Source organism: Allobosea spartocytisi (assembly GCF_014764685.1).
GTDB lineage: Bacteria > Pseudomonadota > Alphaproteobacteria > Rhizobiales > Beijerinckiaceae > Allobosea > Allobosea spartocytisi.
Genome location: NZ_JACXWY010000022.1, coordinates 1 through 26,682 on the forward strand (window position 1 = coordinate 1; position 26,682 = coordinate 26,682).

General features: G+C 67.3%; 27 protein-coding genes, 1 other RNA gene and 1 pseudogene. 9 read left to right on the plus strand and 20 right to left on the minus strand.

From position 1 onward, the window contains the following. The 6 genes and pseudogenes from IED13_RS23680 to ybgC form a co-directional block, all read right to left on the minus strand. Nucleotides 1–284: pseudogene (locus tag IED13_RS23680) on the minus strand (cell envelope integrity protein TolA); the annotation flags it as partial. A gap of 28 nt (nt 285–312) precedes the next feature. Next, complete coding sequence (locus IED13_RS23685) at nt 313–762, minus strand: ExbD/TolR family protein (RefSeq protein WP_038359644.1); 450 nt, start codon at nt 760–762, stop codon at nt 313–315. Between the two features lie 11 nt (nt 763–773). Further along, entirely contained in the window at nt 774–1,484 is a 711-nt protein-coding gene (tolQ, locus tag IED13_RS23690; protein ID WP_038359641.1) for a protein TolQ, read from the minus strand. Nucleotides 1,485–1,832: 348 nt separating this feature from the next. Continuing rightward, nucleotides 1,833–2,291: a DUF2852 domain-containing protein gene (locus tag IED13_RS23695; protein WP_038359637.1), complete on the minus strand. Its 459-nt coding sequence runs from the start codon at nt 2,289–2,291 to the stop codon at nt 1,833–1,835. Between the two features lie 92 nt (nt 2,292–2,383). After that, a complete protein-coding gene (locus IED13_RS23700; protein ID WP_038359635.1) occupies nt 2,384–3,043 on the minus strand; it encodes a TetR/AcrR family transcriptional regulator in 660 nt (219 codons plus the stop codon). Nucleotides 3,044–3,098: 55 nt separating this feature from the next. Then, nucleotides 3,099–3,503 carry a tol-pal system-associated acyl-CoA thioesterase gene (gene ybgC / locus IED13_RS23705; RefSeq protein WP_038359633.1) on the minus strand — a complete coding sequence of 135 codons (405 nt, stop codon included), beginning with the start codon at nt 3,501–3,503 and terminating at the stop codon, nt 3,099–3,101. A 123-nt stretch (nt 3,504–3,626) separates the two neighbouring features. Between ybgC and IED13_RS23710 the strand changes: the two genes are divergently transcribed. Next, nucleotides 3,627–4,139, plus strand: a complete 513-nt coding sequence (locus IED13_RS23710) for a hypothetical protein (RefSeq protein ID WP_038359630.1) — start codon at nt 3,627–3,629, stop codon at nt 4,137–4,139. A 96-nt stretch (nt 4,140–4,235) separates the two neighbouring features. Here IED13_RS23710 and IED13_RS28970 read toward each other — a convergent pair whose 3' ends face one another. From IED13_RS28970 to ruvC, 5 genes are read right to left on the minus strand one after another with little or no spacing between them, the layout of a single operon-like run. Next, nucleotides 4,236–4,781, minus strand: a complete 546-nt coding sequence (locus tag IED13_RS28970; RefSeq protein ID WP_191125659.1) for a DUF3828 domain-containing protein — start codon at nt 4,779–4,781, stop codon at nt 4,236–4,238. Beyond that, nucleotides 4,778–5,803, minus strand: coding sequence for a Holliday junction branch migration DNA helicase RuvB (gene ruvB / locus IED13_RS23720; protein ID WP_051987631.1), 1,026 nt, complete (start codon nt 5,801–5,803; stop codon nt 4,778–4,780). The genes IED13_RS28970 and ruvB overlap by 4 nt, the downstream gene beginning before the upstream one ends. 23 nt (nt 5,804–5,826) lie before the next feature. Beyond that, nucleotides 5,827–6,324: a hypothetical protein gene (locus tag IED13_RS23725; protein ID WP_191125660.1), complete on the minus strand. Its 498-nt coding sequence runs from the start codon at nt 6,322–6,324 to the stop codon at nt 5,827–5,829. After that, entirely contained in the window at nt 6,321–6,938 is a 618-nt protein-coding gene (ruvA, locus tag IED13_RS23730) for a Holliday junction branch migration protein RuvA (RefSeq protein WP_112764482.1), read from the minus strand. Before ruvA ends, IED13_RS23725 begins: the two co-directional genes overlap by 4 nt. A 23-nt stretch (nt 6,939–6,961) precedes the next feature. Beyond that, a complete protein-coding gene (gene ruvC, locus IED13_RS23735) occupies nt 6,962–7,477 on the minus strand; it encodes a crossover junction endodeoxyribonuclease RuvC (protein WP_191125661.1) in 516 nt (171 codons plus the stop codon). A gap of 154 nt (nt 7,478–7,631) precedes the next feature. On the opposite strand from ruvC, the gene IED13_RS23740 reads away from it, so the two are divergent. Continuing rightward, nucleotides 7,632–8,411, plus strand: coding sequence for a sulfite exporter TauE/SafE family protein (locus IED13_RS23740; protein WP_191125662.1), 780 nt, complete (start codon nt 7,632–7,634; stop codon nt 8,409–8,411). Between the two features lie 131 nt (nt 8,412–8,542). Here the strand turns inward: IED13_RS23740 and IED13_RS23745 are convergent, their stop codons facing one another. Continuing rightward, entirely contained in the window at nt 8,543–9,289 is a 747-nt protein-coding gene (locus tag IED13_RS23745; RefSeq protein WP_038359618.1) for a YebC/PmpR family DNA-binding transcriptional regulator, read from the minus strand. Nucleotides 9,290–9,516: 227 nt separating this feature from the next. On the opposite strand from IED13_RS23745, the gene IED13_RS23750 reads away from it, so the two are divergent. After that, a complete protein-coding gene (locus IED13_RS23750; RefSeq protein WP_166653041.1) occupies nt 9,517–10,920 on the plus strand; it encodes a globin-coupled sensor protein in 1,404 nt (467 codons plus the stop codon). Between the two features lie 67 nt (nt 10,921–10,987). Here the strand turns inward: IED13_RS23750 and IED13_RS23755 are convergent, their stop codons facing one another. From IED13_RS23755 to ssrS, 3 genes are all read right to left on the minus strand, one after another. Further along, complete coding sequence (locus IED13_RS23755; protein ID WP_038359615.1) at nt 10,988–11,809, minus strand: TIGR00282 family metallophosphoesterase; 822 nt, start codon at nt 11,807–11,809, stop codon at nt 10,988–10,990. Between the two features lie 54 nt (nt 11,810–11,863). Continuing rightward, complete coding sequence (locus tag IED13_RS23760; RefSeq protein ID WP_248312743.1) at nt 11,864–12,451, minus strand: 5-formyltetrahydrofolate cyclo-ligase; 588 nt, start codon at nt 12,449–12,451, stop codon at nt 11,864–11,866. A gap of 6 nt (nt 12,452–12,457) precedes the next feature. Further along, a non-coding RNA gene (ssrS, locus tag IED13_RS23765) (6S RNA) lies at nt 12,458–12,614 on the minus strand. Nucleotides 12,615–12,773: 159 nt separating this feature from the next. On the opposite strand from ssrS, the gene ybgF reads away from it, so the two are divergent. The 4 genes from ybgF (at nt 12,774) to glmM (ending at nt 18,475) form a co-directional block, all read left to right on the plus strand. Beyond that, entirely contained in the window at nt 12,774–13,688 is a 915-nt protein-coding gene (gene ybgF / locus IED13_RS23770; protein ID WP_051987575.1) for a tol-pal system protein YbgF, read from the plus strand. A 59-nt stretch (nt 13,689–13,747) separates the two neighbouring features. Next, nucleotides 13,748–14,740 carry a tRNA lysidine(34) synthetase TilS gene (gene tilS / locus IED13_RS23775; RefSeq protein WP_248312744.1) on the plus strand — a complete coding sequence of 331 codons (993 nt, stop codon included), beginning with the start codon at nt 13,748–13,750 and terminating at the stop codon, nt 14,738–14,740. A gap of 123 nt (nt 14,741–14,863) precedes the next feature. Continuing rightward, a complete protein-coding gene (gene ftsH, locus IED13_RS23780) occupies nt 14,864–16,789 on the plus strand; it encodes an ATP-dependent zinc metalloprotease FtsH (RefSeq protein WP_038360327.1) in 1,926 nt (641 codons plus the stop codon). Between the two features lie 342 nt (nt 16,790–17,131). Further along, on the plus strand, nt 17,132–18,475 hold the full coding sequence (gene glmM / locus IED13_RS23785) for a phosphoglucosamine mutase (RefSeq protein WP_038359611.1): 1,344 nt from the start codon (nt 17,132–17,134) through the stop codon (nt 18,473–18,475). A gap of 127 nt (nt 18,476–18,602) precedes the next feature. Here the strand turns inward: glmM and IED13_RS23790 are convergent, their stop codons facing one another. Continuing rightward, nucleotides 18,603–19,370, minus strand: a complete 768-nt coding sequence (locus IED13_RS23790; RefSeq protein WP_133564517.1) for an SDR family NAD(P)-dependent oxidoreductase — start codon at nt 19,368–19,370, stop codon at nt 18,603–18,605. 136 nt (nt 19,371–19,506) lie between these two features. Here IED13_RS23790 and IED13_RS23795 point away from each other — a divergent pair, with 136 nt between their 5' ends. Beyond that, a complete protein-coding gene (locus tag IED13_RS23795) occupies nt 19,507–20,544 on the plus strand; it encodes an L-idonate 5-dehydrogenase (protein WP_191125663.1) in 1,038 nt (345 codons plus the stop codon). Between the two features lie 127 nt (nt 20,545–20,671). Here IED13_RS23795 and IED13_RS23800 read toward each other — a convergent pair whose 3' ends face one another. The 3 genes from IED13_RS23800 to IED13_RS23810 form a co-directional block, all read right to left on the minus strand. Beyond that, nucleotides 20,672–22,345, minus strand: a complete 1,674-nt coding sequence (locus IED13_RS23800; protein WP_191125664.1) for a formate--tetrahydrofolate ligase — start codon at nt 22,343–22,345, stop codon at nt 20,672–20,674. Nucleotides 22,346–22,567: 222 nt separating this feature from the next. Further along, entirely contained in the window at nt 22,568–23,254 is a 687-nt protein-coding gene (locus IED13_RS23805) for a glutathione S-transferase family protein (RefSeq protein ID WP_191125665.1), read from the minus strand. Next, nucleotides 23,251–24,021, minus strand: coding sequence for a haloacid dehalogenase type II (locus tag IED13_RS23810; RefSeq protein WP_191125666.1), 771 nt, complete (start codon nt 24,019–24,021; stop codon nt 23,251–23,253). The genes IED13_RS23805 and IED13_RS23810 overlap by 4 nt, the downstream gene beginning before the upstream one ends. 117 nt (nt 24,022–24,138) lie before the next feature. Here IED13_RS23810 and gpmI point away from each other — a divergent pair, with 117 nt between their 5' ends. Further along, nucleotides 24,139–25,653 carry a 2,3-bisphosphoglycerate-independent phosphoglycerate mutase gene (gene gpmI, locus IED13_RS23815; RefSeq protein WP_210323736.1) on the plus strand — a complete coding sequence of 505 codons (1,515 nt, stop codon included), beginning with the start codon at nt 24,139–24,141 and terminating at the stop codon, nt 25,651–25,653. A 122-nt stretch (nt 25,654–25,775) separates the two neighbouring features. On the opposite strand, the gene IED13_RS23820 is transcribed toward gpmI, so the two are convergent. Continuing rightward, the gene (locus IED13_RS23820) at nt 25,776–26,639 is read right to left on the minus strand and encodes an outer membrane protein (RefSeq protein WP_038359600.1); all 864 of its coding nucleotides are present in this window, start codon (nt 26,637–26,639) and stop codon (nt 25,776–25,778) included. Nucleotides 26,640–26,682 lie beyond the last annotated feature (43 nt).

Genomic DNA, 26,682 nt, shown 5'->3' on the forward strand with positions numbered 1-26,682 from the left:
GGCGGGGCGGGGTTGTCGGCCTTGGCCTCGCCGGCCTCCTTGCGCTCGACCACGTCGGACTGGCGCTCGGCGCGCGGGGTCGGCTTTTCCTCGACCTTCTGCGCGTTGCGCTCGCCGCGGGTGATCTGGTTCAGCGCGTTGGGGTCGACGAGCTCGACGGCGATCGCCTCCTGATGCTCCGGCAGCGGCGCAGGCGACGAGAACGCCAGCAGCCCGACGACGAGCGCCGTCGTGTGGCCAAGCGCCGACACCAGCATGCCAGGTTCGGAGGTCGAAAGCTTCACGCCCTGAGTACCCTTACTTCCATCGTCCTCAGCGGTTCGCCGGTTCCGTCACCAGAGCGACCCGCTTGAAGCCGGCGGCGGTGATGGTCGACATGACCGAAGCGACGCGGCCGTAATCGACCAGCTTGTCGGCGCGCACATAGATGCGCTCGTCGAAACCCTGCTTGGCGAGGCCCTGCAATTTGGTGACGAGGTCGGGCTCGAGCGTCGCCTCGTCCTGCAGGAAGATCTGGCCCTTGCCGTCGATGGCGATCGTGACCGGCTTCTGGTCGACATTGATCGGCTTCGCCCCGGTCTGCGGCAGGTCGAGCGGCACGCCGGTGGCGATCAGCGGCGCCGCGACCATGAAGATGATGAGCAACACCAGCATGACGTCGATGAACGGCGTCATGTTGATCTCGGCGATGGCGCGGTGACGGCGCGAGCGGCGGCCCCGACGGCCCCCGCCCTGTTGCGCTCCGGCTGCGGACATTCCCATCGTTCAGCCCCTCACGCGGCCATGCGCTCGTCGATCTGCCGCGACAGGATCGCGGAGAACTCGTCGGCGAAGGCTTCGAGGCGCCCCTGCGCCTTGGCGACCTCGGATTGCAGCTTGTTGTAGGCCATCAGCGCGGGAATGGCGGCGAAGAGGCCGATGGCGGTGGCGAAGAGCGCCTCCGCGATGCCGGGCGCCACCACGGCGAGCGAGGAGTTCTTGGAGACGGCGATGGCGGTGAAGGAGGTCATGATGCCCCAGACCGTGCCGAACAGGCCGATGAAGGGAGCGGCCGAGGCGATGGTCGAAAGCACGAGCAGCCCCGATTCCAGCCGCTCCGTTTCGCGCTGGATGGTGACGTCGAGCACCTTGTCGATGCGCTGGGGGAGGCTGGCGACCGAGCGCCCGCCATTCTCGAAGGAGCGCTTCCACTCCCGCATCGCCGCGACGAAGACGGCCGCCATGTCGGCGACGGGCTTGCTGGCGAGGTCGCGATAGAGCTCCTCGAGCGAGCGGCCGGACCAGAACACCTCCTCGAAGGCGTCCATATCCTTGCGGGTGCGCCGGTAGAGCAGCGTCTTGTCGATGATGATCGACCAGCACCAGATCGAGGCGCCGAGCAGGCCCATCATGACGAGCTTGACGACGATATGAGCGTGCCAGAACAGCGTCCAGAACGACATGTCGATCTGCGGCGCGGCCTGCGCGACGTCGGCGGGGTTCATCCTGTCATCCTTCCAACCCAGGCGGTGCGACCAGAAGCTTGGCCTAGAGGCTCACGGTCCTGATCCAAACCCCGCCGTTCGCGTCGCGGAAGACCCACGCCGCCGCCCTTTTCACGATCCGGGGAAATGCCGTACCCTGTCTTTCGCGCGCGAATCCGGCGAAAGATGGGCCGAACCGGGGTTTCCCACGAAACGCATGCTCCGGTTCGAGTTAAGCCCCCGGCAAGGTTAATGTCCGGTATACGGACGATGCAGGCTGACGGCCCGCGAGGGACAAGGCAGCAGAAAGCCCGCCCTGGTTGATCAGGGCGGGCTCGTTTCGCGTTCCGATGGTGGTCGTGCCGGGCCTCAGGCCGCGTCGGGCTGGGCCGGGGGATTGGCCGGCGGGTTGTTGCGGCGGTCGTTCATGAACTGATCGAACTCGGCCTTGTCGCGGGCCATGCGCAGGCGGCCCAGGAAATCGTGGAACTCGCGCTGCTCGTCCTCGAGCCGGCGCAGCGTCTCGGCCTTATACTCGTCGAAGGCACGGTTGCCGCTCGAGGGCTCGCGGCCCCAGCCGCCGAAGCCGCCGCCGAAACCGCGGCCCTCACGGCCCGCCATGCGCTCGCGCATCCGGTCCATCTTGCCCTGCAGGCGGCTCATCCGATGTTCGTAACGGTCTCCGGCATATCCGCAACCCATGCGTCCACTCCCAAACAGAAAGGCCAGGGTCGCCAGACCCAGCGGCCACCACACGATGAAGCCGAGCACCGCGAAGGCGATCCAGGCTCCTCTTCCGTATTCGTCAAGCTTCGTGACGATCGGCATCTTTCTCCTCCGCTCATCGACGTGAATGTAAATCACATTCACATAGATGCTTGCGAGGGTCCGGCTTGTCAAGAATGGCCGGCGAAAAATCGTCAGACGGCGGGTGGGGGTGCGGTTTCCGGGCCGATTCCCAGGCCCTGGAGATAGATCAGCATGCCCGCCTCGAGCAGCTCGGCGGCCGACATGGGCAGCGGCCGCCGGCCGCCATCGGCGCGGCCGAACAGGGCGGCGATGCCATGCGACATCGCCCAGATGTGCAGCGCCATCATCAGCGCGGGCGGGCGCTTGTTCTGCGGCAGCCGGGCGATCAAGGCCTCGGCCGCCTGCCGCAGATTGGCGAAGGCGCGGTCGGCGGCGGCCCGCAATTCCGGGCTTGCATCGAGCGACACGCCGGCCTCGAACATGGCGGAATAATAGGCCGGCTCGTCATGGGCGAAAGCCAGATAGGCACGGCCGAGCCGGTGGAAGGCAGATTCGGGGTCGGGACGCCCCTGGTCCCAGGCACGCGACAGCGACGCCTCGAAGGCCTGGAAGCCACGTGCCGCCACATCGGCCAGCAACTCGTCGCGGTCACGGAAATGCCGATAGGGCGCGGCGGGGCTGACGCCGGCCATGCGCGCGGCCTCGGCGAAGGTGAAACCGTTCGGGCCTTTCTCCCCGATCAGCCCCAGCGCGGCCCGCACCAGCTCCTCCTTGAGGTTGCCGTGGTGATAGCCGCGGGGCGTTTCGGGTCTGTCGCGCTTCCAGCTCATGTTAAGAGCGCTAACATGCGGGTGGGCCTTACGTCGATGGTCATGCGCGGCAGCGTCAGTCGTCGAGCATCAGCCGCTTGCGCAAGCCGTCGGGAATGCGCCGTGCCCGGCCGCCGCCGATGCAGGCGACCATGACCTGCGCCGCGATCAGCACCTCCTCGCCGCGCAGCACGCGCTGCTCGAGATCCATGGTGGCGCCACGCGCGGCGGTGCAATGCGTCTCGACCGTCAGCAGGTCGTCCATCACGGCGGGGCGCAGGAAGTCGATCGTCATCTTGCGGACGGCGAAGCCCAGCGCCGTCTCGCCGTCGAAGAGCTCGCGCTGCTCGATGCCGAGCGCGCGGATGAGCTCGGTGCGGCCACGCTCCATGAAGCGCAGATAGGAGGCGTGATAGACCACGCCGGAGAAGTCGGTGTCCTCATAGTAGACGCGGATGTCGAGGCGATGGACCCTGCTCATGGTGCTCCGGAGGGGTATCGAACGGTTGCCGCTGCCATAGACCAATCGATACGGCTTCGGAAAGGCTGGAACTGCTCAGCCGGAGCGGCGTTACCCGTTGCGTGACCCATGGGAGGACAAGTGATGGCGCAATCCAGCAAGGCGACCGCGCGGCTGCTCGACAAGACCGAGCTCGATCTCGTCGCACGCACCCAGCGCGGTGCGATCGGTGCTCTTCCGGACGATGAATTGCGCGATCTCGCCGCCAAGCTGCGCGAGCGCCGCGACAAGGCGCGCGACGGTGCCCGCCGGCAGAAGCGCGAGATGCGCGGCAAGGCCGAGCCCAAAGGCGCGAAGCCGGCGAGCGACAATAGCGGCACCAAGGCCAAGGCCGACGCGCTGACCGCGGCGCTGAAGCGCGTCGGAGCCGAGCGTACGCGCCGGGCCGAGAAGGAAAAGGCTCCGAGCCAGCGCAGCCTCGCCCGCAAGGCGCTGGCACTGAAACAACGCCAGAGCGCGGCGCAACGTCCCGCCAGCCGCACGGCCGGCAAGGGCATGCGGCCGGTCGAAAACCCCAAGGCGGTCAAGTCCGGCGCGCTGAACGATGCCGGCGCCCGCCCGGCGATGATGCGCTCGAAGATCGCGCGTCAGTCGTAGCGGGGTGCCGATTTCCGACGGAGACGTGGCGTCATCCCGGACAAGCTGCGTAGCAGCGCAGATTCGGGATCCATCGTAATCGAGCCCTGCAGACGCTCAGCGCTTGCAGGGCTTGTTCATGAAGGAGCCGCAGTCATAGGGCTGCGAGAGCTGCTCGCGGATCGAATAGTCCTTGCCTTCGAAGTGGTTGACGATGTCGTCGATGCGCCAGCCGCCGTCCTCCCTGATCATCTGGAATTGGACGGTCACGGGCTTGCCGAAGCTGCGGAAATTGGCCAGCACCGTGGCCTTTCCGGCCGCGACCGGGATCGTGTCGAAGTTCAGCTTCTTGATCTCGCCGTCCTGGCCGTTGAGGAACGGGTCGGCGCCGATCTGACCCATATCGCCGCTCTCGTCCTGATAAAGGTCGTCGCGGGCGAAGAGCGCGGCGAGGCTCCTGCTCATCAGCCGGTCGCGATGTGGCGGGCGCCAGGCCGGCGGCCGGGCCTTGCCCTTGGCGGCGAGCATCTTGATCGTGATGGCGTAGCCTTCTTCCACCGGCCCGCGCGGCACGTCGTCACCGGCGCGAGCCGAAACCGCCAGGACGGCGAACAGGCCGGTCAGGGCGAGCGCCAGCGCGACATTCCGGAGGATCTGCCTCACGCCTCGTCCTCGTCGTTTCCAAACAAGCCGAACTGGGCCGTCTCGCGCGAGGGCTCAGGCATGCCGAGATGGCGGAAGGCGTGCGGCGTCAGCAGGCGCCCGCGCGGCGTGCGCTGGATGAAGCCCTGCTGGAGCAGGAAGGGCTCGATGATCTCCTCGATCGCGTCGCGCGGCTCGGAGAGCGAGGCGGCGATGGTCTCGATGCCGACCGGGCCGCCGCCGAAATTGATCGCGACGGTGGTGAGGTAGCGCCGGTCCATCTGGTCGAGGCCGATCGCGTCGACGTCGAGCAGGGAGAGCGCCTTGTCGGCGACCTTGCGGGTGACGATCGGGTCGCCGTCGACGATGGCGAAATCGCGCACACGGCGCAGCAGGCGCCCGGCGATGCGCGGCGTCCCGCGGGAGCGCTTCGCGATCTCGTTGGCGCCATCGTCGGACATCGGTACGCCGAGCACGCGGGCGCCGCGCGAGACGATGCCCTGCAATTCCTCGACCGTGTAGAACTGCAGGCGGATCGGGATGCCGAAGCGGTCGCGCAGCGGCGTGGTCAGCAGGCCGGCGCGGGTGGTGGCGCCGACGAGGGTGAATTTGGGCAGGTCGATCTTGACCGAACGCGCGGCCGGGCCTTCGCCGATGATCAGATCGAGCTGATAGTCCTCCATCGCCGGATAGAGGATTTCCTCGACCGCCGGGTTGAGGCGGTGGATCTCGTCGATGAAGAGCACGTCGCGCTCTTCGAGATTGGTGAGCTGGGCCGCGAGATCGCCGGCCTTGGCGATGACGGGGCCGGAGGTCGAGCGGAAATTGACGCCGAGCTCGCGCGCCACGATCTGCGCCAGCGTCGTCTTGCCGAGGCCGGGCGGGCCGACGAAGAGGACATGGTCGAGCGCGTCGCCACGCGTGCGGGCGGCGTTGATGAAGACCTGGAGATTGGCGCGCGCCGCTGCCTGGCCGGTGAAATCGGACAGCGAAAGCGGCCGCAGCGAGGTCTCGCTGTCGTCCTCGCGGCGTTCGGCCGTCATCAGCCCGGAGCGCTTGGGTTCGCTCACAGTGCGATCTCCAGCTCGATGGCGTCGTGGATCGGAATGTCCTTGTATCCTGTCTTGATGATGGTCGGCACGACGGAGCGATAGGCGTCGATCGCGTCGAGATAAAGCCCGGACAGCCGAAAGCCGCGCCGCTGATAGAAGACGAGGCCCGGCATGTTGTCGTTGGTCAGCATGGCCTTGAGCCGTTTCGCCCCCGCCGCTCTCGCGGCCGCGATCACCGCATCGAGCATCTGGATGGCGACGCCTTCGCCGGGTCTCAGCGAATGCAGGGCGCAGAGATAGGCCGTCTCGCCCCGGATCGTCCAGCTCGCCAGCGCGGCGGTTCGCCCGTTCGGCTCGTAGAGGCCGAGGGCGTCGATCTCGGCCACGTCATAGACGTGGAGGTCGATCATCATGCGGTGCGAGCCCCAGGCCACCATCATGATCTTGAGCAGTTCGCCCTTGTCGGTGACGACGCGCAGTTCGAGATCGTCCGGCTCGCCGGCCGGGCTCACTTCGCCAGCTCCTTCAGGCCGAGCTTGATGAGCTGGGCGGTGCCGGCGCCGTCCCCGGCCTCCTTCGCCGCCGCGGCGATCGCGGCAATGGCCTGAGCCTGCGGGTAGCCGAGATTGGCCAGCGCCGAGACGGCATCGGCCACGGGCTGGGGCAGCTTCCTGTCCTCGAGCGCGCCGGAGAGCTGGGCGAGACTCGGATCGACATGGCCGAAGGCCGGCGCCTTGTCCTTCAGCTCGGCGCAGAGGCGCTGCGCCAGCTTGGGGCCGACGCCCGGCGCGCGGGCGATGGCCGCCTTGTCATTGGTGGCGATGGCGGTGGCGAGGCCGCCGGGGTCGAGCGTCGAGAGGATGGCGAGCGCGACCTTGGCACCGACGCCCTGCACCACCTGCATCAGCCGGAACCAGTCGCGCTCGGCATCGGACATGAAGCCGTAGAGGCGGATCGCATCCTCGCGGACATGGGTCTCGATCGAGAGCACCGCCGCCTCGCCGGGCTTGGGAAGCCGCTGGAGCGTGCGCGAGGAGCATTGCACGACATAGCCGACGCCCTGCACGTCGATGATGACGTGATCTTCGCCATAGGAGTCGATCAGGCCCTTGAGCTTGCCGATCATCGTGTGGATTCCCCGGCCGTCATTCAGCCCGCCGCGCGCATCTGCGCGACCAGGGCCCTCATGCCGCGATGCTGGGCATGGCAGATCGCGACGGCCAGCGCATCCGCCGCGTCGGCGGAGCTGGTCTCGGCCTTGGGCAGCAGCACGCGGATCATCGCCTGGACTTGCTTCTTGTCGGCATGGCCGACGCCGACCACGGTCTTCTTGACGAGATTGGCGGCATATTCCGCCACGCTCAGCCCCGCCAGCGATGGCACCACCAGCGCGATGCCGCGGGCCTGTCCGAGCTTCAGCGCCGATTGCGGGTCGCGGTTGACGAAGGTCTCCTCCACCGCCGCCTCATGCGGCTTGTGGGTCGCGATCACCTTGCCGATGCCTTCGTGAAGCTGCCGCAGCCGGTCGCCGAGCGGCAGCGCGCCATCGCTCTCGATACAGCCGCAGGCGACGAAGGAGAGCTTGCTGCCCTCCGAGATGACGATCCCCCAGCCGGTCTTCCGGAGGCCGGGATCGATGCCGAGGATGCGAATCGGAGGTGCCATGGTGCCTCAAACTAGCGGGTGTTTCGGATTTGTCCCATGTGATGCGCCGGCATGGATGAATTCTCCTCATCGGACACATCAGAAAGGACGATTTCCTTTTCCAGCCGGGGAGGGACATGGTGCAGTTCGTTTCCCTCCTCGCATTTCTCCCGTGATGTCCGGCCTGCAAAACCTGTTCTTTCCGGCTCTCGCTGGCGACGGCGTCGTCGTTCTCCTCGCCGCTACATTGCTGGGGGGGCTGGTGCGCGGCTTCACCGGATTCGGCTTCGCGATGGTGTTCATGCCGCTCGCCTCGGTGGTGTTGGGGCCGGTCGCGGCGCTGGGGCTGATCTGGTTCATCGACCTGCCCGTGGCCCTGCCGGTCGCTGCCCGGAGCGCGAGACATGCCGAATGGCGGGAGATCGTGCCGCTGCTCGTTACCGCGACGCTCGCCTTGCCGGCCGGCGTCTGGCTGCTCACCTGGCTCGATCGCGAAACGATGCGCTGGGTGCTGGCGCTGCTGGTGCTGGCGGCCGTCGGCCTGATGGCCTCGGGCTGGCGCTATCACGGGCGGCCGAGCGTCTCGCTCTCGCTCGGCGTCGGCGCGCTCTCCGGCTTGTGCAACGGCATGGCCTCGATCGGCGGGATGCCGCTCGCCGTGTTCTGGCTTGGCGCGCAGCGCAACGACCGCCACAAGACGCGCGCCAACCTGCAGACCTTTTTCGGGATCTCGACCTTCATCAGCGGCGCGGTGCTGTGGTGGAAGGGCATCCTCACCCTGCAGGCGCTGCTGACGGCGGTGCCGCTTTTCGCCGTCTACGCGATCGGCTTCTGGGGCGGCGTGCATGGCTTCCGCCTCGCCTCGGAGGCGAGCTTCCGGCGCGGCGCCTATCTGGTGATCTTCCTCAGCGCCCTGGTCAGCCTGCCGCTCTGGGATGCGATGATCGGGCGTTGAAGGGCGTCATGCTCGGGCTCGCCCCGAGCATCTCATCGAAAGGGAGGCTCCAGAGCCTCCTTCGGCCCGGGATTCTCGGGTCTGCGCTCCGCTTCGCCCGAGAATGACGCCGTGAAGCGAGCCGGCTCCCCTCAGGCGCTGAGCTTGGCCATGATGTCGTCGGCGATCTCGAAATTGGCGAAGACGTTCTGGACGTCGTCGTCATTGTCGAGCGCTTCCATCAATCGCATCATCGAGGCGGCCTTCTCCTCGTCGAGCGGGGCCGAGGTCGTCGGCCGCCAGACGGGCTTCGCGGAGGCAGGCGCGCCGAGCGCGGCTTCGAGGGCCTTCGAGACCTCGTTCAGGGCGTCGAAGGCGCAGAGAATGGTGTGGCCGTTCTCGTCGGAGATCACGTCGTCGGCGCCGGCCTCGATCGCCGCTTCCATCACTGTGTCGGCGTCGCCGGCCTCCGGCGGATAGCTGATCTCGCCGACGCGGTTGAACATGAAGGAGACGGAGTTGCTTTCGCCGAGCGCGCCGCCCGACTTGGTGAAGTAGGAGCGCACGGCGGAAGCCGTGCGGTTGCGGTTGTCGGTCAGCGCCTCGACGATGACGGCTGCGCCGCCCGGGCCGTAGCCCTCGTAGCGGACCTCGTCATAATTGTCGCCTTCGCCGCCGGCCGCCTTGTTGATGGCGCGCTGGATGTTGTCCTTGGGCATGTTCTCGGCGCGCGCGGCGAGCACGGCCATGCGCAGGCGCGGGTTCATGTTGGGATCCGGCATGCCCATCTTGGCGGCGACGGTGATTTCGCGGGCCAGTTTCGAGAACAGCTTGGAACGCACCGCGTCCTGCTTGCCCTTGCGGTGCATGATGTTCTTGAACTGTGAATGGCCGGCCATGGGCTTCCGTTGCCTTCTGCGATTGATCCGTAACGCGCCTGGTCCGGGCGGCGTTCCAGCCCAGTGATCCAGCAAAGCGGCCTTATAGGCGGCGGATTTGCCCGCAGGCAAGCGGGATGCAGCCCTGTCCGGGCCTCCCATTAGATGAATCTTTACCGTGCAAGCGCAGCATTCAGGGCAGTACCGACCCGCGCCCCGCTACCGCTCCCGCCATCCCGAGTGACACCTTGACCACCAAAACGATCGCCGGGCAGGAGCACCGTTTTCGCGCCTTCCAGATCTCGGAGCGCGACCTGGCGCTGCTGGCGGCGCTGGCGGGTTTCGCGCGCGAGCGCCTGCCCTCGCTGCTGCCGCAACTGCACGAACAGTTCGCGCCCTGGCCGGAGATCGCCAAGGCTCTGAGCCAGCCGCAGGTTCACGAGCGACGGCTGGCACACTGGATCCGGTTGGCCTCGGGCGATTTCGGCGAAGGGTTCACGGAGTCGGCCCGCAGCCTGGCGACGGCTTTCCACGAGCATGGCGTCCCGATCTATGCGGTCGTCATCTGCCACGGCATCGTGGTCAACGCCCTGATCGCCGAACTCGGGCTCGATCAGCGCAGATTGACGAGCCTGAGCGGGCGCTGGCGCCGTGCGCGCCTCGATACCGGGATCGCCACGCGTGCGGCCCTGTCCAAGGCCGCCCAGTTCGACCTCGAGCTCCTCCTCGAGACCTATGCGCTGGTCGAGCAGGACCGCCGTGACGCCACGCGCCGGCAGATCGAAGCCTTCGAGGGCACGGTTCGCGACGTCGTGAGCGCCGTCGGCTCGGGCGCGGTGAAGGTCGAGAGCCTGGCCGCCACCATGGAGGCCGTCGTCGGCGAGACCAGCGCGCAGGCTTTCATGGCCGTGCGGACCGCGGATGACGCGTCGAGCAATGTCAGCAATGTCGCGGCGGCCACGAACGAGCTGTCGATCTCGCTCGACCATGTCGCGGCGGAGGTCGTCCGCGCCTCGGAACTGGCCCATGAGGCGGATGCGGCCGCGCAGCAGACGGATGCGATCGTCCAGAGCCTGTCGCGCTCGGCCAACACGATCGGATCGGTCGTCGAGCTGATCCAGATGATCGCGAGCCAGACCAATCTGCTCGCCCTCAACGCCACGATCGAGGCGGCGCGCGCCGGCGAGGCCGGGCGCGGCTTCGCCGTCGTCGCGACGGAGGTGAAGCAATTGTCGGCCCGGACGGCGCAGGCGACAGGCGAGATCGCCGCGCAGGTGCCGGCGATGCAGGCGGCGACGCGCGAGGCGGTCGCGGCGCTCGAACGCATCGTCGCCTTCGTCAGCCAGGTCAGCGGGATCGCCTCGGTCGTCGCCGCCAGCATCGACGAGCAGCGGGCTGCGACGCAGGAGATCGCCCGCAGCGCGCATCAGGCCGCGGTGGGCACGGAGGCGAATGCCGATGCGATCGGCAAGCTGAGCACGCGGGCGCAGGAGGCGGGCAATGCCGTCTCCGAGGTGCTGGGTGTCGCCGGCGCGCTCTCCCGGCACGCGGCCGGCATGAGCGAGGCCTTCGAGACCTTGATCCGGCAGTCCCGCGCCGTCGCTTCCGATCGGAAAGCGGAGCCGGCTTTCCGGAACCATAGGTTGCAATGACAAGCAGATAGATCGCCGCTCATGGGTCCGCTGGGACGCGCGGCGATCTAACCGAGCGGGCCTTGGCTCAGGCGGCCCAGCCGGGCAGGGCCTCGCTCAGATGCGGGCCGATGCGGACCGCCCAAGTGGCTTTGGCCAGCCCGGTCGCGTCGTCGATCTCGACGGCGATGCCCGAGAGCGTGCCTTCGCCGGTGGCCGGCTCCAGCCGCGCGCCCGGCACCTTCTGCAGGAAGCGGCGCACCGGCTCGTCCTTCTGCATGCCGAGCACGGAATCATAGTCGCCGCACATGCCGGCATCGGATTGATAGGCGGTTCCGGCCGGCAGGATGCGCGTGTCCGAGGTCGGAGCGTGGGTATGGGTACCCACCACGAGGCTGGCGCGGCCGTCGAGGAAATAGGCCATGGCCTGCTTCTCGCTCGTCGCCTCGGCATGGACATCGACGATGACGGCATCCGCGACCTCGCCGAGCGGGCAAGCGGCGAGCTCGCGCTCGACGGCGGCGAAGGGGTCGTCCAGCGGGTCCATGAAGAGCCGGCCCATGACGTTGACGACGAGCACCCGGGCGCCGTTGCGGGCTTCGACGACCGTGGCGCCACGGCCGGGCGTGCCGGGCGGATAATTGGCCGGGCGGATCAGCCTGTCCTGCCTGTTGATGAAGACGAGGGCCTCGCGCTGGTCCCAGGAATGGTTGCCCAGCGTGATCACATCGGCGCCGGCGGCGAGGATCTCGTCGCAGATCGCCTCGGTGATGCCGAAGCCGCCGGCGGAGTTCTCGCCGTTGATGACGACGCAGTCGAGCTTCCAGGCTTCGCGCAGGGCAGGCAGGCGCTCCTGCACCGCAATCCGGCCCGGGCGGCCGACGATGTCACCGAGGAAGAGAAGACGCATGAAACCGGTCCGCAGGCTGTGATGCTTCCTCCGTGGCCCGAAAGCCCGGCGGAATCAACCGCAGCGGATGGTTTCGCGCTCGGTCACGATCCAGTCGAGGCGCCGGTCGTGCGGTTGGTCGGGCACGGCTTCGATCTCCTGCGCCGCATAGGCGATGCCGATGCTGACGGTCGGGCCGAGCTCGGCCAGCGCGCGATCGTAATAGCCCCGGCCGTAGCCGATGCGGTAGCCGCGCCGGTCGAAGGCGGCCAGCGGCACGATCAGGATGCGCGGCGCGATCTCGGGCTGCTGCGGGGATGGAACGAGCGTGCCGAAACCGCCCGGAACGATCGGCTCATAGGGCGCCCATCGGCGGAAGATCATGCGCCCGGCGACGATCGCGGGCAGGCAGAGCGGCAGGCCGCGCCGGTGCAGCTCTTCCAGGATCGGGCGCGGATCGGCCTCCGAGCGCATCGGCCAATAGGCCGAAACCGGGCCGTCCGCATTCCAGAGCGGCAAAGCCAGCGTCCGTTCCGCGATGTCGGGGTCCCATTCGAGCCGGTCGTCGATCTCGAGCGCATCACGCCGGGCGAGCGCCGACGCGCGTAGTGCTGCCTTGACGGCGGAAGGCTGGGGAAGGGTCTCGGACGCCATGCTGGTCATAAAGGCTGCGGAGCCACCTCGGCCGTGGAGTTTTGAATCCCGGGACACCTACAGAAGTAGGTGGGCGCCGTGTGTCCGGATCCAGGGACCCGGTCAGGGACAGCTCCCTAGGGAGTCGTATGGGCCCGGGGAATGCTGTCTCGCACGCACCAGGCAGCCCCGCCCAACCAATGTAGGCAACGCGCCGGCAAAGCGCCAGAGGCGTTTTGCCGGCGCCAGCCGAATTTCGCAGGCGGCTCATGAAGTTGTTCATATTTTGGCCGTGGTGCGTGGGTGATATAAGAGATGCGCGACAGTTTCAGTTAAGGAACCGGTTTTTCAGATGCCTGGCTTTTCCCTTGCCCGCCTCCTCGCCCGTCCGGCATTGCCGGCGCTCGCGCTCGCTGCGGGGCTTTTCGGAGCGGCCCTGCCGGCTTCGGCGCAGGATGCCGCCGATCTGCTGGTGCGCACCACCCGGCTCGAAAACCAGCTCCGCCAGATGGCCGGACAGATCGAGCAGCTCCAGTTCGAGAACAAGCGCCTGAGCGACCAGCTCAGCCGTTTCCAGCAGGATGTCGATTTCCGCCTGAACGAAAAGGGCGGCGCGCGTCCCTCCGCCACGCCTCCCGCCGGCGGGACGCCGCAGCGCCAGCGCCGCGGCGATGCCTTCGACCCCACGACCCAGCAGGGCGCGGCCGGGGCCCCCCAACAGCTTGGCGGTGGCATCGCCGGCATCATCGAGGACGAGTATTCCGGAGGCCCGGCGACGGGCCAGCCGCTCGATCTGCAAGGCGTCGGGCGCCCGGTCCAGCAGGGCGGGGCGGCTCCGGGCGTCCCGCGCGGCCAGAGCGTCGCCGCCGCGAGCGGTCCGGCCACGGCCAAGGAAGCCTATGACGGCGCCTATGCGGCGTTCCAGCGCCGGGAATACGAGCAGGCCGAAATGGGCTTTCGCCAGTTCCTGCAGAGCTATCCGCGTGACCGGCTCGCCACCGACGCGACCTTCTGGCTCGGCGAGAGCTACATGCAGCGCCAGCGTTATCGCGAGGCGGCGGAGCAGTTCCTGAAGATTTCCAAGGAATCGCCGCGCGCTGGCAAGGCGCCCGACAGCCTGCTCAGGCTCGGCATGGCGCTGAACGGGCTCGGCGCCAAGGAGCAGGCCTGCGCCACCTATGCCAAGGTCGGCGTGGATTATCCGCAGGCTTCCAGTGCCGTGCGGCAGGCGGTCGAGCGCGAGCGCCGCCGTTCCGGCTGCGCTTGAGCGCGGTTCCCCCTCTCGATCCTTCGGCGACGCCGGTCTCGGCTGCCGAGGCCAGTGCCTTGTTCGAGCCTCTGGCAGATGAGCCGGGGCTGCTCGTCGCCGTCTCGGGCGGGCCCGATTCCGTTGCTGTGCTGGCGCTGCTGGCGGATTGGGCGAAGCTGCCGGGGCGTCCCTCCCTCCAGGCCGCGACGGTCGATCACGGTTTGCGGCCGGAGGCCGCCGGCGAGGCCGAGGCGGTCGCGAGGCTTTGCGGGCGGCTGGGCGTCGCACACAGAATCCTGCGCTGGGCCGGGCCGAAGCCCGCTAACGGCCTGCAGGCCGCCGCGCGGCAGGCTCGCTACGACCTCCTCGCGGAGGAAGCGTTGCGGCGCGGCAACGCGGCCATCGTCACGGCGCATACGCTCGACGACCAGGCCGAGACGCTGCTGATGCGGATCGCCCATGGTTCGGGGCCGGCGGGGCTCGTCGGCATGCGCCCGCGCAGCTTGCGAGGCGCGGTCGCGATCGTCCGGCCGCTGCTGGGCCTCGCGAAATCGCGGTTGATCGCCACCGCCGAGGCACGGGGCCTGCCCTTCGTCCGCGATCCCAGCAATGCCGATTCGCGTTTCGAGCGGGTGCGCTGGCGCGAATTGGCGCCGTCGCTCGCGGAACACGGCCTCGATGCGGCGCGGCTCGGATTGCTTGCGGAGCGCATGGCCCGGCAGGAGGATGCCCTGGCACGCCGGGCGGCGGATGTGCTGGCGCAGCGGCGGCTCCCGGTCACCGTGGGGGAGGAGCGGCGGCTCGGCTTCCGGCAGCTTGCCGAAGAGCCGGAGGAGATCGTCCTGCGCGTTCTGGCGCTCGCGCTGGCGGAAATGACGCAGGGCGTCGAGAGCTATGGGCGGCTGGAGCGGCTGGAGGCCTGCGCAGCGGCGCTGCTCGCCGCATCGCGTGCGGGGTCCGCCACAAAGCGGACGTTCTCCGGATGCATCCTGTCGCTCGACCGGAACGGCGTGCTGAGCTTGCGGCGGGAGGGGCCGCGCAGACGCGGTGTTCACCCTGCGACATCATAGTAGCGCGGCGTCGTGCGTTTTGCGTGCGTTTCCCTTGGCAAGGACGCATGTCGCACCTAGATTGCCTGTTAAGTGAAACCAGGCCTCATCCGGTTGGTCCCGGCAGGCCCGATCGGACTGGTGATGAATCCGAATTTTCGCAATTTCGCCCTCTGGGTGGTGATCTTCCTGCTGGTCCTGGCGTTGGTGACGCTGTTCCAGAGTCCGAGCCAACGCTCGAACACCAACGAGATTCCCTACAGTCAACTGATCAACGAGTCCGATTCCGGGCGCATCTCGAGCGTCGTGGTCGCGGGCCAGGAAATCTCCGGCACCTTCTCGGATGGTCGCAACTTCGTGACCTATGCGCCCTATGGCGACCCGAACCTGCTGAAGACGCTGGCCCAGAAGGGCGTGACGGTTTCGGCCCGCGCTCCTTCCGAGGGCACGCCCTGGTTCATGGCGCTGCTGGTCAACTCGCTGCCCTTCGTCATCTTCATCGGCCTGTGGATCTTCATGTCCCGCCAGATGCAGAACGGCGCCGGCCGGGCGATGGGCTTCGGCAAGTCCAAGGCGAAGCTCCTGACCGAGGCGCATGGCCGCGTCACCTTCGAGGACGTCGCCGGCATCGACGAGGCCAAGGAAGACCTCCAGGAGATCGTCGAGTTCCTGCGCGATCCGCAGAAATTCCAGCGGCTGGGCGGGCGCATTCCGCGCGGCGTGCTGCTCGTCGGCCCTCCCGGTACGGGTAAGACCCTCACGGCGCGTGCCGTCGCGGGCGAGGCCAATGTGCCGTTCTTCACGATCTCGGGCTCCGACTTCGTCGAGATGTTCGTCGGTGTCGGCGCGAGCCGTGTGCGCGACATGTTCGAGCAGGCCAAGAAGAACGCCCCCTGCATCATCTTCATCGACGAAATCGACGCGGTCGGCCGCCATCGCGGTGCCGGCCTCGGCGGCGGCAATGACGAGCGCGAGCAGACGCTGAACCAGCTCCTTGTCGAGATGGACGGCTTCGAGCCGAACGAGGGCGTCATCATCATCGCCGCGACCAACCGTCCCGACGTGCTCGATCCCGCCCTGCTGCGTCCGGGCCGTTTCGACCGCCAGATCGTCGTGCCGAACCCCGATGTCGCCGGCCGCGAGAAGATCCTGCGCGTCCATGTCCGCAAGGTGCCGATGGCGCCGGATGTCGACCTCAAGATCCTCGCGCGCGGCACCCCCGGCTTCTCCGGCGCGGATCTGATGAACCTCGTCAACGAGGCGGCGCTGCTGGCGGCCCGTCGCGGCAAGCGCATGGTTACCCATGCCGAGTTCGAGGACGCCAAGGACAAGGTCATGATGGGCGCCGAGCGCAAATCCATGGCCATGTCCGAGGAGGAGAAGAAGCTGACCGCCTATCACGAGGCCGGCCATGCCATCGTCGGCCTCTACGTCCCGGCCGGCATCCCCGTGCACAAGGCGACGATCATCCCGCGCGGACGTGCGCTCGGCATGGTCAAGTTCCTGCCGGAGGGTGATCGCTACTCGATGAAGTTCAAGGAGTTCACCTCGCAGCTCGCGGTCGCCATGGGCGGGCGCGTGGCGGAGGAGATGACCTTCGGACGCGAGAACGTCACCTCGGGCGCCACCGGCGACATCCAGCAGGCGACCAAGATGGCCAAGGCCATGGTCACCCAGATGGGCTATTCCGACGAGCTCGGCATGGTCGCCTATGGCGACAATCAGGAAGAGGTCTTCCTCGGCATGTCGATGGGCCGTAGCCAGGCGGTCTCCGAGGCGACTGCCCAGAAGATCGACGCCGAGGTCAAGCGTCTCGTCGACAACGGCTACCAGGACGCCAAGGCCATCCTCACCGAGCACCATGACGAGTTCGTCTCGGTGGCCGAGGCGCTGCTCGAATTCGAGACGTTGACGGGCGAGGAAATTCGCGACCTGATCGCCGGTAAGCGCCCGGTGCGCGACGCTGACGACACGCCGCACGCCCCGCGCGGTTCGGCCGTGCCGAGCGCCGGCAAGGGCCGCAAGCGCGGCGAACCCGATGCCGGGCTGGAGCCGCAACCGCAGGCGTGAGGCGGTTCGACTGAAATGAAAAAGGCGGCCTTCGGGCCGCCTTTTTCATGTGTGGTGGGAGATCGCCTCCATTCCGCTTCCGCGCCGTCATCCCGGACAAGCCGCCCATGGCGGCGCCGATCCGGGATCCATGCCAGAGCGCATTTCGGAAACATGCCGGCACGGATCCCGGGTCTCCGCTTCGCTGCGCCCGGGAGGACAGGGCCTGAATGATGAGAGCGGGGCTATGCGGGGCCGCGTCCCTGTCACGCTCCGTCATATTTTGTGAGAAGGCGGAAAGGTTTTTTGGCTATAGAAGAACGCAAATTCAGGGTGCTGGCGCCCTCTCGGAAGCGATTGGCAATGACGCGCAAATATTTCGGAACGGACGGCATTCGTGGGCGGGCGAACGGCGTCATCACGCCCGACCTCGCCCTGAGGGTCGGGCAGGCCACCGGCCTCGCCTTCCGCCGCGGCGAGCACCGCCACCGGGTAGTGATCGGCAAGGATACCCGTCTGTCGGGCTATATGATCGAATATGCCATGGTGGCCGGCTTCACCGCGGTCGGCATGGACGTCATGCTGCTCGGCCCGATGCCGACGCCGGCCGTCGCCATGCTGACGCGCTCGATGCGTGCCGATCTCGGCGTGATGATCTCGGCCTCGCACAACGCCTATGAGGATAACGGCATCAAGCTGTTCGGACCCGACGGCTACAAGCTCAACGACGATGTCGAACGCGAGATCGAGGCGCTGATCGACGCCGATCTCGGCCCGCGCCTGGCGACTTCGCCGATGCTCGGCCGGGCCAAGCGCATCGACAGCGCCGATGCGCGCTATGTCGAATTCGCCAAGCGGACGCTGCCGCGCAATCTGAGCCTGGAAGGCCTGCGCATCGTGCTCGATTGCGCCAATGGCGCCGCCTACAAGGTGGCGCCGCAGGCGCTCTGGGAGCTGGGTGCGGAGGTCATCACCATCGGTGTCGAACCCGACGGCTTCAATATCAACCGGGAGATCGGCTCGACCCATCCGTCCACCCTGGTCAGCAAGGTCAAGGAGATGCGCGCCGATGTCGGCATCGCGCTCGACGGCGATGCCGACCGCGTGCTGGTGGTGGACGAGCATGGCCAGGTCGTCGACGGCGACCAGCTCATGGCGGTGATCGCGCGCTCCTGGCTGGAGGATGGCCGGCTCTCGGCACCGGGCATCGTCGCGACGGTGATGTCCAATCTCGGCCTGGAGCGCTATCTGGCGGGCTTAGGCCTGTCGCTGGCGCGTACCGCGGTCGGCGACCGCTATGTGCTGGAGCATATGCGCAATCACGGCTTCAACCTCGGCGGCGAGCAGTCCGGCCATATCATCCTCTCGGATTTCGGCACGACCGGGGACGGGCTGGTCGCAGCGCTGCAACTGCTCGCGGTGGTGAAGCGGATGGACAAGCCGGTCTCAGAGGTCTGCCACTGCTTCGAGCCGCTGCCGCAGATCCTCAAAAACGTGCGCTACAAGACCGGGAAGCCGCTGGAGCAGCAGGCGGTGATGAGCGCCATCGAGGCGGCGAAGCAGTTGCTTGGCGAAAGCGGCCGCCTGGTGATCCGGCCCTCCGGCACCGAGCCGGTGATCCGTGTCATGGCCGAGGGCGACGACCGCGATCTGGTCGAGCGCGCGGTCGACGATGTCGTCGATGCGGTGACGAAGGCCGCGGCCTGAGAAGAGCGCGCGTCATGCTCGGGCTTGATCCGAGCATCTCCTGCCGAAGGAGGCTCCGACGGTTATTCCGGCACGAGATTCTCGGGTCTGCGCTTCGCTTCGCCCGAGAATGACAGCGGCGGTGTCCTTACACTACAGCGGTCAGTCCGCCATCGACCATCAGCAGGTGGCCGTTGACGTAGTCGGAAGCCGCCGAGGACAGGAAGATCGCGGCGCCGACCAGCTCCTTCGTCTCGCCCCAGCGCCCGGCCGGCGTGCGGCTGCAGACCCAGCTGGTGAAGGCTTCGTCGGCGAGCAGCGCCTGGTTGATCTCGGTGGTGAAATAGCCGGGGCCGATGGCATTGGCCTGGATGTTGTGCTTGCCGAGCTCGGCGGCGAGCCCCCGCGTCATCATCTTCACCGCGCCCTTCGAGGCGGTGTAGGGGATGATGGTGGCGCGGCCGAGCTCGCTCATCACCGAACCGATGCTGATGATCTTGCCGCGTTTACGGGGCAGCATCCGCTTCGCCACGGCCTGGGTGACGTAGAACACCGAATGCAGATTGGTGTTCATCACCTCATGCCAGCCCTCGACCGGGAATTCGGTGATCGGCGCCCGCTTCTGCATGCCGGCATTGTTGATGAGGATATCGATCGGGCCGATCTCGGCCTCGATCATGGCGATTCCGGCCTCGACGGCCTTCTGGTCGGTGACATCGAAGGGCGCGATGGAAGCCTTGCGGCCGGCCGCGGTCAGCGTCTGCTGCGCCCGCTCGAGCTTCGTCTTGTCGCGGCCGTTCAGCACGACATGGGCGCCGGCTTCCGAGAGGCCCTCTGCCAGGGCGAGTCCGATGCCCTGGCCCGAGCCGGTGACCAGCGCGACCTTGCCTTCCAGGCTGAACAGCGACAGCGACATGGCGTATCCTCGCAAATTGCCGGAGCCCGGCGTCGGTTTCGTTTGCGCCGGTGGCGCGTCGTTGGGTAAGCAGTTTTCAAACGATTAGACAACGGCGCGGCTAAGCTTGTCTCGCGCCATTTGAGGAGAAGCCGCCATGCGTGCCGTCGTCATCCATGCCGAGAAGGATCTGCGCGTCGAGCAGACGACCGCGCCGGAGCTGGGGCCGCGCGACGTGCGCGTGCGGATGGAAGCCGGCGGCATCTGCGGCTCGGACCTGCATTACTATCTGCATGGCGGCTTCGGCACGATCCGGGTGCGCGAGCCTCTGATCCTTGGCCACGAGATCGCCGGCCGGGTCGAGGCCGTCGGCGACGAGGTCTCGCGGGTGAAGCCGGGCGACCGTGTCGCGGTCAATCCGAGCCGCGCGTGCGGCCATTGCCGCTATTGCCAGATGGGGCTGCAGCAGCACTGCACCGACATGCTGTTCTACGGTTCGGCGATGCGCTTCCCGCATGTGCAGGGCGGTTTTCGCGACGTGCTCGTGGTCGAGGAGCGGCAGGCGGTGAAGGTGGCGCCGGGCGTCACCGCGGCGCAGGCCGCTTTCGCCGAGCCGCTTTCGGTCTGCCTCCACGCCGCCAAGCGCGCCGGACCGCTGCTCGGCAAGCGCGTGCTGGTGACGGGGGCGGGGCCGATCGGCGCGCTCACCATCGTCGCGGCGAAGGCTGCGGGCGCTTCCGAGATCGTCGCGACCGACGTGGTCGATGGCCCGCTGCCGGTGGCGCGTAAGATGGGCGCGACGGCGGCGATCAACGTCATGGCCGAGCCTGACCGGCTGAAGGAGGAATACGGGGCGGAAAAGGGCGCCTTCGACGTGATGTTCGAAGCGTCGGGAAACCAGCATGCGCTGACCGGGGCTTTCGACGCGGTGCGCTCGGGTGGCACCATCGTGCAGATCGGCGTCGGCGGTCAGTTCACCCTGCCGATGAACGTGGTCGTCGCCAAGGAGTTCGACCTGCGCGGCTCCTTCCGCTTCCATGAGGAGTTCGACTGGGCGGTGGCGATGATCGGTTCGGGCAATATCGACCTCTCGCCGCTTCTGACCGCGACGATCCCTGTCGACCGCGCCGTCGAGGCCTTCGACCTCGCCGCCGACAAGGCGAAGGCGATCAAGGTGCAGCTCGACTTCGCTTGAGTTGTAGCTGGCTCGTCATTCTCGGGCCGCCTCAGCGGACCCGAGAATCTCCGGACGAGATAATGCCAGAGCCTTCTTCGGCGAGAGATGCTCGGGGCAAGCCCGAGCATGACGGCTGGAAGCGCTCCTAGAACAACCCCTCGATATGCCCCTGCGCGTCGATGTGGATGCGTTCGGCGGCGGGTTCGCGCGGCAGGCCGGGCATGGTCATGATGTCCCCGCAGATCGCGACGACGAAGCCGGCGCCGGCCGAGAGCCTGAGTTCCCGCAAGGGGACGATGTGGCCGGAGGGCGCGCCGCGGAGCGTTGGGTCGGCCGAGAAGGAATACTGGGTCTTGGCGACGCAGATCGGCAGCTCGCCGAAGCCGGCGGCTTCGAGATCGGCGAAGCGCGCCGCGAGCTTGGCATCGAGGCTGATGCCGGCCGCGCCGTAGATCTCGCGCGCCACCGTCTCCAGCTTCTCGCGCAGCGGCATGGCGTCCGGGTAGAGCGGGGCGAAATCGGCCTCGCCCTCATCCGCGAGCGCGGCGACCTTGTGGGCGAGTTCCTCCGCGCCGGCGCCGCCTTGCGCCCAGTGGCGGCAGATCACCGCCTCGACGCCGAGATGGTTGCGGCAGTAATTGCGGATGAGTTCGTGCTCGGCGGCGGTATCGGTCGCGAAGTGGTTGATCGCGACGATCGGCGGCACGCCGAACTTGCGGATGTTGCCGACATGGCGGGTGAGATTGGAAAGTCCGGCTTCGAGCGCCTTGAGGTTCTCCTGCCCGAGCGCGTCCTTCGCCACGCCGCCATGCATCTTGAGGGCGCGGACGGTGGCGACGACGACGGCCACGGCCGGTTTCAGCCCGGCCTCGCGGCATTTGATGTCGAAGAATTTTTCCGCGCCGAGATCGGCGCCGAAGCCGGCCTCGGTGACGACGTAATCGCCCAGCTTCAACGCCGCGCGGGTCGCGATCACCGAATTGCAGCCATGGGCGATGTTGGCGAAGGGGCCGCCATGGACGAAGGCCGGGGTGCCTTCCAGCGTCTGCACGAGGTTCGGCATCAGCGCGTCCTTGAGCAGCACGCTCATCGCGCCGGTCGCCTTGAGATCGGCGGCGGTGATCAGGCGCTTGTCGCGGGTGCGGCCCACGACGATGCGGCCCAGGCGCTCCTCCAGATCGGCGGAATCACGGGCCAGACAGAAGATCGCCATCACCTCCGAGGCGACGGTGATGTCGAAGCCGTCCTCGCGCGGGAAGCCGTTGCCATTGCCGCCGAGCGAGGAGACGATCGAACGCAAGGCGCGGTCGTTCATGTCGAGCACGCGGCGCCAGGTGATCGTGCGGGTATCGAAGCCGAGCCCGTTGCCCCAATAGACATGGTTGTCGACCATCGCGGCGAGCAGGTTGTGGGCGCTGGTGATGGCGTGGAAATCGCCGGTGAAATGCAGGTTGATCTGCTCCATCGGCACGACCTGGGCATAGCCGCCGCCGGCGGCGCCGCCCTTCATGCCGAAGCTGGGGCCCAGCGAGGGCTCGCGCAGCGCGATCATCGTCTTCTTGCCGATGCGCGTCAGCCCGTCGCCGAGGCCGACCGTGGTGGTGGTCTTGCCTTCTCCCGCCGGCGTCGGGCTGATCGCGGTGACGAGGATCAGCTTGCCGTCCGGCTTGTCATGGAAGCCGGGAATCGCATCGGTGTCGATCTTGGCGATGAACTTGCCGTAGGGGTGGAGCGCTTCCGCGGGGATGCCGGCTTGCTCGGCAATGGCGCCAACAGGTTGAAGCGTCGCGGCGCGCGCGATCTCGATATCGGTGGGCATCCGTCCTCTCGGAGACTGTGCTGGCCCGCGCGCCTCCCGGGCGGGGCGTCGCGACACTGGCCGGAAATGCTGGGCGCTGCCAGCGTTTTCAAAGGGTGATGCACAGCGGAGGCGCTGTGTCCTGCGTCATGCTCGGGCGGCGGCGTGCGCCGACCCGAGATCTCGGGATTGGCTAGCTGGCTTTAGAGCGGGTCGGGTCAAGCCCAACCATGAAGAACAAGCTCACCCCGCCAGACGCGCGTTCTGCGGGAAGAGGAATTTGCGGGCGTCCGCATCGACCTCGGTCTTGAAGGCGAACTGGTCCTTCAGCGCCATGGCGCGCTGGGCGGCCGGCCGTGCCGAGATCTCGTCGGTGTGGCGCTTCACGTTCGGGAACATCGTCGCCCAATCCTCCCCGACGGCGAAGGAAAGCCGCGTCGCCCAGCCCCAGACCGACATGTCGATCAGCGTGTAGTCCTCGCCGAGCATATAGCGCCGGGTCTTCAGCCGCTCGTCGATGATGCCCCAGTGACGCTCGGCCTCGCGGGCGTAGCGGTTGATCGCATAGGTGATCTTCTCGGGGGCGAAGCGGCTGAAATGCACGGCCTGACCGCAATAGGGCCCGATGCCGGTGGCGACGAACATCAGCCAGGACAGCATCTCGCCACGCGCCTTCGGCGTATCCTGCGGCAGGAACTTTCCGGTCTTCTCGGCGAGATAGAGCAGGATCGCGTTGGAATCGAAGACGGTGACGTCGCCATCGGTCAGCGCCGGCGTCTTGGCGTTGGGGTTGATGACGAGGAAGTCCGGCTTGAACTGATCACCCTTGCGGGTGTCGACCGGGACCATCTCGTAGGGCAGGCCGGCTTCCTCGAGGAAGAGCGCGATCTTCGCCGGGTTCGGCGAGGGGTGGTAGTAAAGCTTGATCATGGCAGGCTCCCGCTTGGTCCGGGCAGGTTACGGATCGCGGCATAGGAGACGAGATCGGTCAGCGCGGCAATCGTCACATCCGCATGGAAGCCAAGCTGTTCCGGCTGCAGACGCAGCGCCTTGAACATCAGCTTCGGGTCGATCGTGCCGGTTGCCTCGATCTCGATCCGCAAGGCCGCGGCCGGCACGCGCTCGATGCGCGCGACCGTGAAGCCATGGGCCTTGGCGCCGGCGATGTCGAAGCCGTTGGAGGAGACGAAGAGGATCTCGTCGCGCGAGAGGCCGAGACGCTTCTCGACATGGGCATAGCCGCGCGGATCGGGCTTGTAGACGCCGATCTCGTCGACGCTGATGACGGTCTCCAGGAACTCGCCGATGCCGGCATGGGCGACGAGCCGCTTCAGCATGGCCGGGCTGCCGTTCGAGAAGATGGCGAGCCGGTAGGAGGCGAGCCCTTGCAGCGCGGCACGCGCCTCGGGATAGAGCGCAAGCCCGTCATAGGCGCCGGCGATCTCCGCCAGGAATGCGGGCGTCGCGGTGAGGCCCAGTGTTTTCAAGGTGAAGTCAAGGGATTCGGTCGTGACCGTCCAGAAATCCTCGTAGCGACCCATCAGCGCGCGCAGCCAGGTGTATTCGAGCTGCTTCAATCGCCAGATCTGGGTGATGGTCGCGCCATGGCCGGGGAAAGCGGCCTCGGTGGCGGCGGCGACGGACTGGACGTCGAACAGCGTTCCATAAGCGTCGAAAACCAGGGCCTTGATCGGCATGGACATCCTCCGTCCGGGGCTAGGTCTCTGATCGTTTGCCTTCTTAGCACTCGCATCGGCGGCGCAGCACATGGTATCCGCACCAGCACCTTTTCCTGAATGCCGAAGGTCAAGCCGATGCCGCCTCGTCCCGTGATGCTGATGATCCTCGATGGCTGGGGCTGGCGCGAGGATGCCGAGAACAACGCGATCAAGCTGGCGAAGACGCCGAATTTCGATCGCTTCTGGGCGAGCAGTCCGCATACCTTCCTGCGGACCTCGGGGCTCGATGTCGGTCTCCCTCCCGGGCAGATGGGCAATTCCGAGGTCGGCCATCTCAATCTCGGTGCCGGGCGCGTGGTGATGCAGGATCTGCCGCGCATCAACCAGGCGATTGCCGATGGCTCGATCGCGAAGGCCGTGGAGGAGAGCGGGCTCGTCGCTGCGCTGAAGGCGAGCGGCGGCGCCTGCCACTTGCTCGGCCTCGTCTCGCCGGGCGGCGTCCATGCGCATCAGGACCATGCCGTCGCGCTGGCGAAGATCGTCGCGGCGCAGGGCGTGCCGGTGAAGCTGCATGTCTTCACCGATGGGCGCGATACCCCGCCGCAATCGGCCGCCGATTATGTGAAGAGCTTCGCGGCGGCGCTGCCGGCCGGCGCGACCATCGCCAGCGTATCCGGGCGCTACTACGCGATGGATCGTGACAACCGCTGGGAGCGCGTCGAGAAGGCCTGGAGCGCGATGGTGCTGGGGCAGGGGAATGCCTTCCCCGATGCGCAGGCGGCCATCGCCGACGCCTATGCCGGCAAGGTCACCGACGAGTTCATCGTGCCGGCCGTGATCGGCGGCTATGCGGGGATGCGGGACGGCGACGGGCTGCTCAGCTTCAACTTCCGCTCCGATCGCATCCGCGAAATCCTGAACGCGGTGCTGGAGCCGGATTTCGCGGGCTTCGCCCGGCCGCGCGTGCCGAAGCTGGTCAAGGCGGTCAGCATGACCTCCTACAGCGCCGAGCTCGACAAAGTGATGCCGGCGCTGTTCCTGCCGCAGACGCTGGCCAATGGGCTGGGCGAGACGGTCGCCAAGGCCGGGCTGAAGCAGGTGCGTATGGCGGAAACGGAAAAATATCCGCACGTCACCTATTTCTTCAATGGCGGCGAAGAGACGCCTTATCCCGGCGAGGACCGGGTGATGGTGCCGTCGCCCAAGGTCGCGACCTATGATTTGCAGCCGGAAATGTCGGCGCAGGAGCTGACCGCCAAGGCGGTCGAGGCGATCGATTCAGGCCGCTACGACCTCGTCATCCTGAACTTCGCCAATACCGACATGGTCGGCCATACCGGCGTGCTCGCCGCGGCGATCAGGGCGGCCGAGACGGTCGATGCGGGGCTCGGCGCCATCGCGGAGGCCGTGCAGCGGCAGGGCGGGGCGCTGCTCGTCACCGCCGATCACGGCAATGCCGAATTGATGGTCGATCCGGTCACCGGTAAGCCGCATACCGCCCACACCACCAATCCGGTGCCGCTGATGCTGATCGGCGGGCAGGGCAGGGCATTGGCAGAGGGCCGGCTCGCCGATATCGCGCCGACGCTGCTGGCGCTGATGGGGCTCGCCCAGCCGGCCGAGATGACCGGGCAGTCGCTGCTGCGCTGACGGGGAGTTTTTCCAGCACAGCCCGCGCGGGATGACCGCGCGAGCAGATGTCTCGAAGAGACGCAAAAGCAGAACGGCGCGGAGATAATCCGCGCCGTTCGCTTGTCGGAAGGCCGTGAGCCTCAGTATTTGCGCACCGTCGGCGGCGGCATGTAGGCGACCGGCGCGGGCTCGGGTGTGCCGCAGCAATTCGGGTCGCCGAAGTTCCAGCGCATGCCGATGCGGAAATCGTGGCTGTCGATGTCCTTGGCCTTGAGCGGGCCCTGGATCTGGCCCGTGAAGGCGTTGATGAGGCGGCCCGACTGGGCGTCGCCGAGATTGAGGTAGCGATAGCCCAGTTCGAGGGTGAGGTTCTTGTTCACCTCGTAGCCGACGCCGGCCATGAGCGCCCAGGCGACATTGGTCTTGGTGCCGGTGTTGGCATAGCCCAGCGTCGGACCGACGAAGTTGCCGAACAACGCGCCCTGATCGGTCAGTCCCGCAATGCGGTTCTGCGTGAAGCCGATACCGGCGCCGATATAGGGTGTCAGGCAATTCCAGGTGCCGAGATCGAAGTAGCCGTTGAACAGCGTGACCAGGGAGGTCAGGTTGCCCTTGTAGGTGTTGGTCTGGTTGCCGTTGTTGAAGGGGTTGAAGACGATGTCGTTCACCCCGATCTGGCCGGCGCCGCGATACTCGCCGGTGACGTCGAAGCGCAGCCAGTTGTTGAAGCGGTAGCCGATGCCGAGGCCGGCGAAGAAGGTGGAGTTGTCGCTCTTGCCGAAGAAGCTGCCGCCGAACTCGGCGACATCGTCCTGATGGTACTTGCTGACGCTCTGAACGCCGACGCCGACATCGCCGCGCAGATAGATGCCGCTTGAGATCGTGCCCTTGAGCACCGGCGGCTCCATCGGGGGCGGGGGAGGCAGGAAATCGGCGGCATGGGCTGCCGCAGCGGCGCTGAGGGCCAGGGCGCCCCCAAGCGCAATGGATTTCAGGCTGCCCATGGCAGGATCCTTCGCGTTGCGCGCAAGGACAAGGACGCAGTCC

Bases quoted from the DNA above. Each gene is read 5' to 3' on its own strand.
- IED13_RS23685 (WP_038359644.1), bottom strand. From the start codon at position 762: ATGGGAATGTCCGCAGCCGGAGCGCAACAGGGCGGGGGCCGTCGGGGC.
- tolQ (WP_038359641.1), bottom strand. From the start codon at position 1,484: ATGAACCCCGCCGACGTCGCGCAGGCCGCGCCGCAGATCGACATGTCG.
- IED13_RS23695 (WP_038359637.1), bottom strand. From the start codon at position 2,291: ATGCCGATCGTCACGAAGCTTGACGAATACGGAAGAGGAGCCTGGATC.
- IED13_RS23700 (WP_038359635.1), bottom strand. From the start codon at position 3,043: ATGAGCTGGAAGCGCGACAGACCCGAAACGCCCCGCGGCTATCACCAC.
- ybgC (WP_038359633.1), bottom strand. From the start codon at position 3,503: ATGAGCAGGGTCCATCGCCTCGACATCCGCGTCTACTATGAGGACACC.
- IED13_RS23710 (WP_038359630.1), top strand. From the start codon at position 3,627: ATGGCGCAATCCAGCAAGGCGACCGCGCGGCTGCTCGACAAGACCGAG.
- ruvB (WP_051987631.1), bottom strand. From the start codon at position 5,803: ATGACGGCCGAACGCCGCGAGGACGACAGCGAGACCTCGCTGCGGCCG.
- ruvA (WP_112764482.1), bottom strand. From the start codon at position 6,938: ATGATCGGCAAGCTCAAGGGCCTGATCGACTCCTATGGCGAAGATCAC.
- ruvC (WP_191125661.1), bottom strand. From the start codon at position 7,477: ATGGCACCTCCGATTCGCATCCTCGGCATCGATCCCGGCCTCCGGAAG.
- IED13_RS23740 (WP_191125662.1), top strand. From the start codon at position 7,632: ATGTCCGGCCTGCAAAACCTGTTCTTTCCGGCTCTCGCTGGCGACGGC.
- IED13_RS23745 (WP_038359618.1), bottom strand. From the start codon at position 9,289: ATGGCCGGCCATTCACAGTTCAAGAACATCATGCACCGCAAGGGCAAG.
- IED13_RS23755 (WP_038359615.1), bottom strand. From the start codon at position 11,809: ATGCGTCTTCTCTTCCTCGGTGACATCGTCGGCCGCCCGGGCCGGATT.
- IED13_RS23760 (WP_248312743.1), bottom strand. From the start codon at position 12,451: ATGACCAGCATGGCGTCCGAGACCCTTCCCCAGCCTTCCGCCGTCAAG.
- ybgF (WP_051987575.1), top strand. From the start codon at position 12,774: ATGCCTGGCTTTTCCCTTGCCCGCCTCCTCGCCCGTCCGGCATTGCCG.
- ftsH (WP_038360327.1), top strand. From the start codon at position 14,864: ATGAATCCGAATTTTCGCAATTTCGCCCTCTGGGTGGTGATCTTCCTG.
- glmM (WP_038359611.1), top strand. From the start codon at position 17,132: ATGACGCGCAAATATTTCGGAACGGACGGCATTCGTGGGCGGGCGAAC.
- IED13_RS23790 (WP_133564517.1), bottom strand. From the start codon at position 19,370: ATGTCGCTGTCGCTGTTCAGCCTGGAAGGCAAGGTCGCGCTGGTCACC.
- IED13_RS23795 (WP_191125663.1), top strand. From the start codon at position 19,507: ATGCGTGCCGTCGTCATCCATGCCGAGAAGGATCTGCGCGTCGAGCAG.
- IED13_RS23800 (WP_191125664.1), bottom strand. From the start codon at position 22,345: ATGCCCACCGATATCGAGATCGCGCGCGCCGCGACGCTTCAACCTGTT.
- IED13_RS23805 (WP_191125665.1), bottom strand. From the start codon at position 23,254: ATGATCAAGCTTTACTACCACCCCTCGCCGAACCCGGCGAAGATCGCG.
- IED13_RS23810 (WP_191125666.1), bottom strand. From the start codon at position 24,021: ATGCCGATCAAGGCCCTGGTTTTCGACGCTTATGGAACGCTGTTCGAC.
- gpmI (WP_210323736.1), top strand. From the start codon at position 24,139: ATGCCGCCTCGTCCCGTGATGCTGATGATCCTCGATGGCTGGGGCTGG.
- IED13_RS23820 (WP_038359600.1), bottom strand. From the start codon at position 26,639: ATGGGCAGCCTGAAATCCATTGCGCTTGGGGGCGCCCTGGCCCTCAGC.